The organism is Suttonella ornithocola, from assembly GCF_001889065.1.
GTDB lineage: Bacteria > Pseudomonadota > Gammaproteobacteria > Cardiobacteriales > Cardiobacteriaceae > Suttonella_A > Suttonella_A ornithocola.
The window spans coordinates 2501-13537 of the sequence record NZ_LWHB01000058.1; the positions used below are offsets into that span (position 1 = coordinate 2501).

Annotated in this window: 12 protein-coding genes (1 of these 12 running past the window's edge); 4 read left to right on the top strand and 8 right to left on the bottom strand. The window is 38.9% G+C overall.

Going from position 1 to position 11037, the window contains the following annotated elements:
- The 3 genes in view from folP to rlmE are tightly spaced (at most 36 nt apart) and all read right to left on the bottom strand, a layout consistent with a single transcriptional unit that may run on beyond the window.
- A protein-coding gene (gene folP / locus A5N85_RS04895; RefSeq protein ID WP_072576229.1) for a dihydropteroate synthase crosses the window boundary here: on the bottom strand, positions 1-452 show its 5' portion. Its footprint begins 382 nt before the window's first position; 452 of the gene's 834 nt are visible here — the first part of the coding sequence; the start codon lies at positions 450-452; its stop codon lies beyond the left edge, outside the window.
- Complete coding sequence (ftsH, locus tag A5N85_RS04900) at positions 452-2377, bottom strand: ATP-dependent zinc metalloprotease FtsH (RefSeq protein WP_072576230.1); 1926 nt, start codon at positions 2375-2377, stop codon at positions 452-454. Before ftsH ends, folP begins: the two co-directional genes overlap by 1 nt.
- A 36-nt stretch (positions 2378-2413) precedes the next feature.
- The gene (gene rlmE, locus A5N85_RS04905) at positions 2414-3040 is read right to left on the bottom strand and encodes a 23S rRNA (uridine(2552)-2'-O)-methyltransferase RlmE (protein ID WP_072576231.1); all 627 of its coding nucleotides are present in this window, start codon (positions 3038-3040) and stop codon (positions 2414-2416) included.
- 44 nt (positions 3041-3084) lie between these two features.
- Between rlmE and yhbY the strand changes: the two genes are divergently transcribed.
- A complete protein-coding gene (gene yhbY / locus A5N85_RS04910) occupies positions 3085-3378 on the top strand; it encodes a ribosome assembly RNA-binding protein YhbY (protein WP_072576232.1) in 294 nt (97 codons plus the stop codon).
- Positions 3379-3723: 345 nt separating this feature from the next.
- Here yhbY and A5N85_RS04915 read toward each other — a convergent pair whose 3' ends face one another.
- The 5 genes from A5N85_RS04915 to A5N85_RS04935 form a co-directional block, all read right to left on the bottom strand.
- The gene (locus A5N85_RS04915; RefSeq protein ID WP_072576233.1) at positions 3724-4524 is read right to left on the bottom strand and encodes a transferrin-binding protein-like solute binding protein; all 801 of its coding nucleotides are present in this window, start codon (positions 4522-4524) and stop codon (positions 3724-3726) included.
- Between the two features lie 287 nt (positions 4525-4811).
- On the bottom strand, positions 4812-5081 hold the full coding sequence (locus A5N85_RS04920) for a hypothetical protein (RefSeq protein WP_072576234.1): 270 nt from the start codon (positions 5079-5081) through the stop codon (positions 4812-4814).
- Positions 5082-5256: 175 nt separating this feature from the next.
- The gene (locus tag A5N85_RS04925; RefSeq protein ID WP_072576235.1) at positions 5257-6141 is read right to left on the bottom strand and encodes a DUF808 domain-containing protein; all 885 of its coding nucleotides are present in this window, start codon (positions 6139-6141) and stop codon (positions 5257-5259) included.
- Positions 6141-6611, bottom strand: coding sequence for an rRNA maturation RNase YbeY (ybeY, locus tag A5N85_RS04930; RefSeq protein WP_072576236.1), 471 nt, complete (start codon positions 6609-6611; stop codon positions 6141-6143). Before ybeY ends, A5N85_RS04925 begins: the two co-directional genes overlap by 1 nt.
- Positions 6592-7584 (bottom strand): PhoH family protein, encoded by a 993-nt coding sequence (locus A5N85_RS04935; RefSeq protein ID WP_072576237.1) that lies wholly within the window; start codon positions 7582-7584, stop codon positions 6592-6594. Before A5N85_RS04935 ends, ybeY begins: the two co-directional genes overlap by 20 nt.
- 214 nt (positions 7585-7798) lie before the next feature.
- Between A5N85_RS04935 and miaA the strand changes: the two genes are divergently transcribed.
- The 3 genes from miaA to A5N85_RS04950 form a co-directional block, all read left to right on the top strand.
- Complete coding sequence (miaA, locus tag A5N85_RS04940) at positions 7799-8761, top strand: tRNA (adenosine(37)-N6)-dimethylallyltransferase MiaA (protein ID WP_072576238.1); 963 nt, start codon at positions 7799-7801, stop codon at positions 8759-8761.
- Between the two features lie 122 nt (positions 8762-8883).
- Positions 8884-10674, top strand: coding sequence for an aspartate--tRNA ligase (gene aspS / locus A5N85_RS04945; RefSeq protein WP_072576239.1), 1791 nt, complete (start codon positions 8884-8886; stop codon positions 10672-10674).
- Between the two features lie 140 nt (positions 10675-10814).
- Positions 10815-11037, top strand: a 223-nt coding sequence (locus A5N85_RS04950) for an IS630 transposase-related protein (protein WP_143143187.1), incomplete at its 3' end; no start/stop codon positions are given.

Sequence of the window (11037 nt, forward strand, 5' to 3'; positions counted from 1 at the left end):
TTATTTTGCATGTTTTCAGGCATTCCTCGCATATGCATAATACAAATACCGCAGTTAGTTTTAGAAACTCTTTCGATTGCGCCTATATCCTCTAACCCATTAACATCATTTATAATATCAACTCCAATTTCAAGCATAGTTTGAATTGTTTTAGTATTTTTTGTATCAATAGAAATAGGAACATCTTTTCTAGCAACCAGCTCACGTACTACTGGTAATAACCGACTAATTTCTTCTTCTATTGATACTGCTTTTGAGCCGGGTCGTGTCGATTCAGCACCAATATCTATAATATCAGCACCTTGACTAATCATCTCCTCAGCACGCATGAGTGCTTTATCTATATGTATATATTTTCCGCCGTCTGAAAATGAATCGGGCGTGCAATTTAGCACACCCATAATTTTTGGTTCAGACAAGTCAAGGACAAATCTTCCACATTGCCATTGCATTATTCCTTCTCCTGAGCGTTTTTTTCTTCTGATTTAGAAGTATCAACTAAGTGAATTTCATTAGAATCCGTTCTAGTTAATGTAGACCCCATTTCATCCCAATCTGCGGGGGGACGGACTGGACGACGTGCCATTAAATCATTTATTTGCTCTTCATCTATCGTTTCATATTTTACTAAAGCTTTAGTCATTTCATGTAGAATATCCATATTCTCTTTTAGAATTGATTCTGCACGCTGATAATTACGATCAATAATTTCTCGAATTTCCATATCAATTAAACGAGCTGTTTCATCAGAAACATTTTTATGTTTAGTGACTGAACGCCCTAAGAAAACTTCTCCTTCTTCTTCTGCATAAAGGAGCGGTCCTAATTTTTCAGACAACCCCCATTGAGTAACCATATTACGGGCGATAGAAGTGGCTCTTTCTATATCATTAGAAGCACCAGTGGATACTTGCTCTGTTCCATAAATAAGTTCTTCCGCAATTCGTCCACCATAAAGTGTTGAAATTTTGCTTTCTAAACTTTCCTTAGAGTAGCTGTACTTATCTTGATCAGGTAAAAACATCGTTACTCCTAAAGCACGACCACGAGGAATAATGGTCACTTTATAAACAGGATCATGGGAAGGCACAATTCTACCCACAATACAATGTCCAGCTTCATGATAAGCAGTCATTTCCTTTTCCTTATCGCTCATCACCATAGAACGACGTTCTGCACCCATCATGATTTTATCTTTAGCATCTTCTAAATCTTGCATCGTAATTTTTTCCCGATCCCGACGAGCTGCAAAAAGTGCCGCTTCATTCACTAAGTTTGCCAAATCAGCACCTGAAAATCCAGGTGTTCCGCGAGCAATATCTCTAACGACAACACGATCATCAATTGGTTTTTTGCGCATATGGACTTTTAAAATTTGCTCTCTGCCTTTCAAATCAGGCAGACCAACGGTCACTTGACGATCAAATCTTCCGGGGCGTAATAAAGCGGGATCTAAAACATCTGGACGGTTTGTTGCAGCAATAACAATTACTCCTTCATTACCCTCGAAGCCATCCATTTCAACGAGTAACTGATTTAAGGTTTGCTCTCTTTCATCGTGACCACCACCTAAACCGGCACCACGTTGGCGACCAACCGCATCAATTTCATCAATAAAAATAATACAAGGCGCATGCTTTTTCGCTTCCTCAAACATATCTCTGACACGAGAAGCGCCTACACCTACGAACATTTCAACGAAATCTGAGCCTGAAATGGTAAAGAAAGGCACTTTAGCTTCCCCGGCAATTGCTCGTGCTAGAAGTGTTTTACCTGTCCCCGGAGGACCAACCATTAAAACACCTCTAGGAATCTGTCCGCCTAAGCGACTAAATTTTGTAGGGTCACGCAAGAATTCTACCATTTCTACCACATCATCTTTAGCCTCTTCTGCACCCGCAACATCAGCAAAAGTTACTTTTATCTTATCTTCTGGAATAAGTTTAGCTCGACTCTTACCAAAAGAAAAAGCGCCACCTTTGCCACCACTTTGCATTTGGCGAGAAGCGAAAATAAACAATCCAACTAAAAGCAATACTGGCAATAAATTAATCAAAATGCGAGACAATAAGCTTTCTTGCTTAATAGGCTCACTAGTAATTGTTACATTATTTTTCCTCAAATCGCCAACTAACGCACTAGTATTAATTTCAGGATTGTTAGTCACAAAATGATTTCCAGAATTGTCAGTAAATTTAATGGTCATATTCTGCATATCAATATCTGCAGAACGAACTTCTCCATTGTAAACCCGATCTAAAAATTGCGAATACGCAACCTGCCTAGATGATGACCTAGAACCTAAATCACTGACCTCTCCCACCAGAATGAGGAATACAAAAATTAAACCACCCCAAATTAATAAAGACTTACGCATATCGTTCAAAATAATTCCTTAAAAAACTCTAAAATTCTAACGCCCTATAAAATGGCGAGCAAGCAAATACGTCTCTTGACTACGCGCACGAGAAGCTTCTGGTTTTCTGGTTAATACGGTCTTAAACTGATTTTTCAAGTTCTTAAAAAAATCATCAAAACCTGCACCATGAAAAACCTTAACCAAGAAATCTCCACCTTGAGCCAATTTTTGCTCAACAAAATCTAATGCTAATTCATTTAAATACATACTCTTGGCTTGATCAACTGATTTAACACCACTCATATTCGGTGCCATATCAGAAATAACCAAATCTACTTTACTCTTATCTCCAAGTTCTAATAATAACCTATCAAGAACACTTTGCTCACGAAAATCACCCTGAATAAAAGTAACATCTGCTAATGTATCCATTGGCAAAATATCTAAAGCGATCATTCGTCCTTTAGAACCAATAATATTGGCAACATATTGAGACCAACCACCGGGCGCTGCACCTAACTCCACTACCGTCATTCCTGCTCTTAAAATCCTATCTCGCTCCTGAATTTCTTTTAACTTATAAACAGCTCTTGAGCGATAACCTTCCGCTTTTGCTTTTTGCACAAAAACATCATCATGATGCTCTTTTAACCATTTTCCACTACTTTTACTGCGCGCCATTTTACATTCTGCTATGCTGATAACAAATTGAATAGGATACTCGTATGTTAACAAAAACCCAAATTAGATATTTGAAAGCACAGGCACATCATATTCATCCTGTCATTCTTCTTGGTGCTAATGGTCTTACAGAAAGCGTTCAAAAAGAAATTAATCTTGCGCTTGATAGCCATGAACTCATTAAAATCAAACTTGGACAATTACCAGATGATGAACAAAAACAAATGATAGATAGCATTATTAGCGAACAACAAGCAGAATTTATCCAAAAAATTGGGCACACAGCTATATTTTATAGAGAAAACATAGAAAATAAGCGCTATATTTTACCCAAGTAAAATGGAGATTATAATTTATATATCTTAGTTAAGTTATCTCCCTGCTTCTCTAGGGAGATAACTTATATATTGTCCATAGATATAGCTCTTCTCATTATGCCAAAGCAGGATTTACAGATACTAGAGCCACATTATAACTGTAAAGCTTATAATCGTTCCTATCCTATAATGCAGAAGATAGGTCTGACCAGAAAGATAAATAACGAATAGTATAGAGTAACAAATATGTCTTTAGAAAAATTAGGTTATAGAGCTGAACTGTATAACCCCTAATTTACAATAAAAAAGCTACTTAGCAACTATTAGCTGGTAAGTAGCCTTCTGTTCTTTGTTTATACTAACTTATTATGGCCTTTTAGCACCATATCCACCGATATATTGTTCGGAACCATTCTCATTTTGCAAGCCAAATACCCCTCCCACTTCAGCAGCGGCTGGTCCATAAAAACTTCCTTCTAATGTACCTGAAAGATTTCCTCCTTGATTTTTAACCTCTCCTTTAAAACTTGTAGCTCCTTTACTCCAGCTACCTGTTCCTGTCAAATTCAAATCGTCTCTTTTCTGCACTAAATGACCTCTTGCCTCAAAAGTATGCAGTTCTGCATTGTTGGTATTAAACGTCAATTCACGTTTGCCAAAATCCGCATCTATTACTGTTCTCATCGTAACCTGATTGTCTTGATAATATGCATGAGATACGCCGCTATAGGTTGCCTTACCTACTTCGGGCATTTCTCCTTCTTTTGGCATTACCCCAATACTTTGATAGCCTCGATGAATCCCTCTAAGCGCTGTTAACTCTTGATCTTCAAATACACCAAAAGTGTTATAACTCCAGCCTGCAGCAGCAGGATTTCTCAAATAGGCATTTAAAAGCTGACCTACAACATATCTCGGTTGATTTGCATCATCATGTTGTGTGTCTGTTGCAAATAACACTACGCCATTTAATTCTTTATCAACGATACCACTACGAGGGGAAAAGTTTCCATTTTGATCAAGTTCGCCATTTATAATACTGATACCCGCATCTTGAGCAATAAGTTTATTATTAGACGCCCAAGTAGTATCCTCTGAATTAGCAAAATAAATAGTATGGAAAGCATCGTTGATATCGCGCATATACACGATACCTTCTCGCATCATTCTATTTTCTATCCTACGAATATCCTTCTGAATACTTTGAATCAGAGCAGTATCTTTTGCCTCCTTGGCATCTTCTAGCTGATCCTTTAAAGTATCTAGCTGGTTTTCTAAAGGCTTATTATAAATATCGCTACCTGCACAATCTACGCATATTTCACTAATAATACCAGGCTGATTAAATTCAACCTTATCACCGTTGTTAACCTGATCGTTTCTATCATTATCGACAGAGGTAACAATATTTTTTGTTTGTTGCCCCTGTTTTTTCTCTCCCTGACTCAGGTCTACTAAAAATTCATGAACGGTACTTGACTTGGTGGAATATTAAGCGCAGAAAGCGTTCCATCTTTCTCTACTGTTATTCCAACTTCCTTACCATCAGTATCATCTTTTGTAGGAGTTTTGTTCTTGTCTTTATCATCTTGGCGAACCTCCTTGCCTGGAAATTTGCTTTCAGGCTTAGTAAAATTACTTCCTCCGCCACCACCACAAGCGGTTAAAACTGCCAAACAAAGCAAAGAAATTCCTGTTTTTATAACCATTTGCTTTCTATCCATATGTACCTCGTCATTAGAGAATTGAGTGAAAATATTGTCATAATACTGCAATTTTTGCTTTTGACAAGACTTCTTGTTCCATTTTGACCAAATTTAATTAGAATAAAAATAGATAGATGTTATGACATTTGTTTATGATTTTACTCATTGATTAGGAATCGCCTTTCTAGCTTAGTCAATCTCTAAAATATCCTAGGAAATTCCATATCATAAGGACCAAAAATCCGATAATGCTTCCTACCATTATTTCTACTAAATAGATTCCTATATGTCCCAAATAGGTTTGAACCATAAATAAAGTAGGGGCTAAAAAATATTCTAGCGGCGGTAAATGCTCTACCCAAATCGTTCCTGCTACAGCAAACATAGCAATTGTGCCAATAACAGTGAGAGATTTTAGCAAGCGTGGGGCAAACCATAGTAAAAAACGTCCAATTAAGTCTAGCAATCCTTTATGCTTTGTGACCCAATATTTTCCAATATCATCTAATTTTACGATTAAAGCAACCATTCCATAAACACCAAAAGTGAGCGCTATGGCGACAAAAGATAAGGCTATAACTTGTTCAAATAAAGTCTTATTCATTTCGGTGAGCACCCCTAAGGCAATGATGACAATTTCTGCAGAAAGAATAAAATCTGTTTTAATGGCACCTTTAATTTTCATCTTCTCAGTATCAGATAAATCTTTTATATCATTGGGCGTAATTTCTTCTTTTTCCTGATGATGAAATAACCACTCCCATATTTTTTCTGCACCCTCAAAGCCTAAATAAGCACCGCCAATCAATAAAACATAATCAATCGCAGCAGGAAAGAAAAAGCTTAAAAGCAAAGCGCTGGGAACCAGTATCAATTTATTTAATAAAGACCCTTTGGCTACTGCCCAAACAACTGGCAACTCCCTATCTGGCGACATTCCACCTACTTGATAAGCGTTAACGGCTAAATCATCGCCAAGCACGCCGGCTGTTTTCTTAGCCGCAACTTTTGTCATTACACCAACATCATCCAGAATGGTAGCGATATCATCTAACAGCGCAAATAATCCTCCAGCCATTATTGCTCCTGATAAGGGTCGGGAAATCCAAGCCGAGCAAGAATGTCTTTTTCTAAAGATTCCATTTCTTCAGCTTCTGTCTCTTCAATATGATCATAGCCTAAGAGGTGCAATAAACCATGAATAGTAATATGTGCCCAATGCGCTTCTACTTTTTTATTCTGTTCTTTTGCTTCAGCATTGACGACTTCCACTGCAATAACAATATCACCTAATAATCTAGGTTCTTCTGGTACTTCCCAATCGCATGGAAAAGACAACACATTCGTTGGACAATTTTTACCACGATACTCTTCATTTAATTCTGTTATCTCATCGTTATCAACAAGCCTAACCGTAACCTCTAAAGCTTCTTCTATATTTAAGAAGTCTAACGCTGTATCTAACCATCTTTGCAGACGTTTTTCAGCTGGAAACACCCAATTTTCAGGAACATCTTCTACTTGATAATCAATTATTATTGGTATCATTTTTTTCCTCATCAGCTTTCATTTGCTTATCATAGGCTTCAATAATTCTTTGGACTAATGGATGACGAACGACATCCTCTGCTTCAAATCGCGTAAATGAAATACCCTCAACATTCGCCAATACACGCACAGCATGCTTTAAACCACTGGTAACACCTTTGGGTAAATCAATTTGCGTTGGATCACCTGTGATAACAGAAGTCGAACCAAAACCTTGACGCGTTAAAAACATTTTCATTTGTTCAACCGTTGTATTTTGAGCTTCATCTAAAATAATAAACGCATCATTTAAAGTTCTTCCACGCATAAACGCTAAAGGTGCAATTTCAATCACACCTCTTTCCATCAGTTTACTAACACGCTCAGCACCTAACATATCATTTAAAGCATCATACAATGGGCGTAAATAAGGATCGACTTTTTGCGTCATATCTCCGGGAAGAAAGCCTAAACGTTCCCCAGCTTCTACTGCTGGTCTAACCAAAACAACTTTACGAACCTTATCTTCTGCTAAATATGAAACCGCAGCAGCCACTGCCAAATACGTTTTTCCTGTCCCTGCTGGGCCAACACCAAAATTCACTGCATGTTCAAAAATTCTTTTGAGATAACGGCGTTGATTTGTTCCCCTACCGCTAATCGTGCCTCGCTTTGTTTCAATACGAATATCTTTTCCAACATCATGGGCATGAATTTCGCTGACTAACGTTGCACCCGCATCTCGCAACGCTAGATGCACATCATCTTGATTAAGCACGCCACTACCTGTCTGTTGATAAAGATGCTCAATCACAAAGCGCGCTTGAGCCACTCGACCTTCTTCACCAGTAATTCGAAACAAATGCCCTCTATTAGCAATATTCACAGAAAGCTGGCTTTCTATTAACCCAACGTTACTATTCATTTGTCCTAATAACTCAGATAAACGACTTTGGTCCTGTGGTATTAGTTGAAAATCTACCGAATCTTGCATATTGACCTCATAAAAATTTGGGTTAATTATGACAAAATTATCCTTATGCGCATAGAAAATTGACTTTTATTACCAGCATTCTGCTCAAAAGTTGCAATATTTTTAAAGCCAATGAAGAAACACATACAATGGCGTATTTTACTTTTGATTGTAAAAACATTCTTAATCAATTTTTCTTATATCAGCTATAATTTTTCGCAAAATCCTTCTCAAAATGACTACTATGCCACCCTTAATTTGCTTAATTGGACCGACCGCTATTGGTAAGACGGCACTTGCCTTTGCACTTGCAGACCGTTATCCCGTGCATTTAATTAGCGTTGATTCTGCACAAATCTATCAACAAATGGATATTGGCACCGCTAAACCTGATATTCAAACGCTACAAACATATCCCCATGCGTTGATTGATTTAATTCCGCCAGAAGAAAGCTATAGTGCTGCACAATTTTGCCAAGATGCCCAAAAAGAAATTACCTACGCCTATCAAGCTGGAAAAATCCCTATCTTTGTTGGCGGAACCATGATGTATTACTTGGCTTTTTTTGAAGGTTTAGCCGACTTACCCACCTCTACACCACAATCGCGCGCAAAAATTGAAGCACGCCTTGATACAGAAGGCGCTGAAAAACTGTATCAAGAACTTGTTGAGCGAGATCCGCATACCGCTGCACAAATTTCTGTCAATGACCGACAACGCTTAACACGATTTAGTGAACTAATGCTTCTCACTGGACAGACGCCCAGCGAACTATTTGCCGCCCAATCCCATCAACATCCTAAATACGCCACACTAGCAATTGCTTTAAATACTGAGCGTAAACACTTACATGAACGAATCGCTGCTCGCTTTCAAAGCATGATGCAAGCAGGATTTCTTGAAGAAGTGCGTATGCTTAAAGACCGTCCTCTACTTACAGCGGAACATCCGTCTATGCGCAGCGTTGGTTATCGTCAACTTTGGCAATACTTAGATGGACAATTCTCACTAGAAGAGGCCACAGAGCAAGGCATTATTGCCACGCGTCAATTGGCTAAACGACAAATTACATGGATGAATAATCGATTACAAAAAAGCCTTACACTTCATTTCCATGACCCACTGGCAGATAGCACTTCATCTACGCCACTCAATCAAATAGACCAATTTTTACAAACCCACCCCTCCCTTAAATAGAGGACTAACCCATCACTAAAAATGCTTTTCTTTGCTAAAGATACCTAGCTTTTGCGGTATAAATTTGTCAGGGAAATCGCTATAATATTTCGTCTTTATAAAAAAATTACACAGGAAAACACATGTCAGCATTTAGAACCCATTATGCCAGTGAAGTCACTGAAGCACTTGATGGACAAACCGTCCGTGTTGCCGGCTGGGTACATCGTCGCCGTGACCACGGTGGCGTTATCTTTATTGATTTACGTGACCGCTCAGGACTCGTTCAAATCGTTATCGACCCTGATACTGCCGACGCTTTCGCTAAAGCAGAACAAGTGCGTAGTGAATATTGCCTTTCAATTGAAGGTCGTGTTCGCCCACGTCCTGAAGGCACAGAAAATGCTGACCTTGCCAGTGGAAAAATTGAAATTTTAGGGAAAGCATTAAATATTCTTTCAGAATCACCAACCCCTCCTTTCCAACTAGATGAGGAAGACGTTTCTGAAGAAGTCCGACTAAAAAATCGTGTCATTGACTTACGTCGTGCACCGATGCAAAAAAACCTTATTCTTCGGAGTAAAGTCGCTTCATCCTTACGTCGTTACTTAGATGACCACGGTTTTATGGATATTGAAACACCAATGCTCACCAAAGCAACGCCAGAAGGTGCTCGCGACTATCTCGTTCCTTCACGCACCCATCCTGGAAAAGTCTTTGCGCTACCGCAATCACCACAGTTATTCAAACAAATGTTGATGATGAGTGGCTTTGATCGCTACTATCAAATCGTCCGTTGCTTTCGGGATGAAGACTTACGTGCCGACCGTCAACCAGAATTTACCCAGTTAGATATCGAAACCAGCTTCTTGGAAGAAGAAGATATCATGCAATTAATGGAGACCATGATTCGCGGTATCTTCAAAGAGCATCTCAACGTTTCTCTACCTGATCCATTCCCACGAATGACCTATGAAGAAGCCATGCGTCGCTATGCTTCTGACAAACCAGATTTACGCATTCCACTTGAACTTGTGGATATTGATGATTTGGTTAAAGATTGTGAATTCAAAGTCTTTTCTGCACCTGCCAAACAAGAAAACGGTCGCGTTGTTGCGTTAAAAATCCCAGCTGGTGGTAAATTAACGCGTAAAGAAATTGATGACTACACCACCTATGTTGCCCGTTATGGTGCAAAAGGGCTTGCCTATATTAAAGTCAATGATGCAAGCACTGTTGAAGGCTTACAAAGCCCTATCGTTAAATTCCTAAGCGATGCTGTCGCATTAGAAATCGTCAAACGCGTAGAGGCTAAAGATGGTGACCTTATCTTCTTTGGCGCAGACAAAGCCAGTATCGTTAACGATGCCATTGGTGCGCTACGCATTAAAGTAGGGCACGACTTAGGTATGGCAACTTGTGAATGGGCGCCATTATGGGTAGTTGACTTCCCAATGTTTGAATACGATGAAAAAGATGGTCGCTGGTATTCGATGCATCATCCATTCACTTCTCCAAAAACCAATGACCTCACTGAATTGGAAACCAATCCAGGAAGCGTTCTTTCTCGTGCATACGATATGGTTCTTAATGGGACAGAAATCGGCGGCGGTTCCATCCGTATTCACCGCGCAGATGTTCAATCACAAGTGCTTAAAGCGCTTGGTATTGATGAAGCTGAAGCCGAAGAAAAATTTGGTTTCTTGCTCAATGCCCTTAAATACGGCGCACCACCTCATGGTGGCATTGCCTTTGGTTTAGACCGCCTCATTATGCTAATGGCAGGCGCTAAATCTATTCGTGATGTAATGGCATTTCCAAAAACACAAACGGCTTATTGCTTGCTGACAGATGCACCTTCTGAGGCGAGTGATGCTCAATTACGCGAATTACATATTCGCAAACGTGAGCCATTAACAAACAATAAAGGTTAAAACTTTATTTCTTTATAAACCGCCTTTAAAAGGCGGTTTATCGTTTTTATATAGTCAAATCATTTATAATCCAATCTATCCAAAGCAGATATAAAGAACGACTTATAGTAGAATTATCAAAAACAAACTGAGCATATCCTATGACCTACTGCAGCCAATTCCGACAAAAAATTCTTAACGATATTGCTAATGGAGAAACTTGGCGCGCTGTTGCAAAGCGCTACAAGATCAGCAAATTCACCGTCTATAGCTGGATTAAAAATCCCCATCCTAAAGGCTTTACTGAGCGTAAGCCCTCAAAGATTGATGATGAAGCCTTGCTTAAGGATATTGAGCAGTATCCTGATGATTACCAATGGGAAA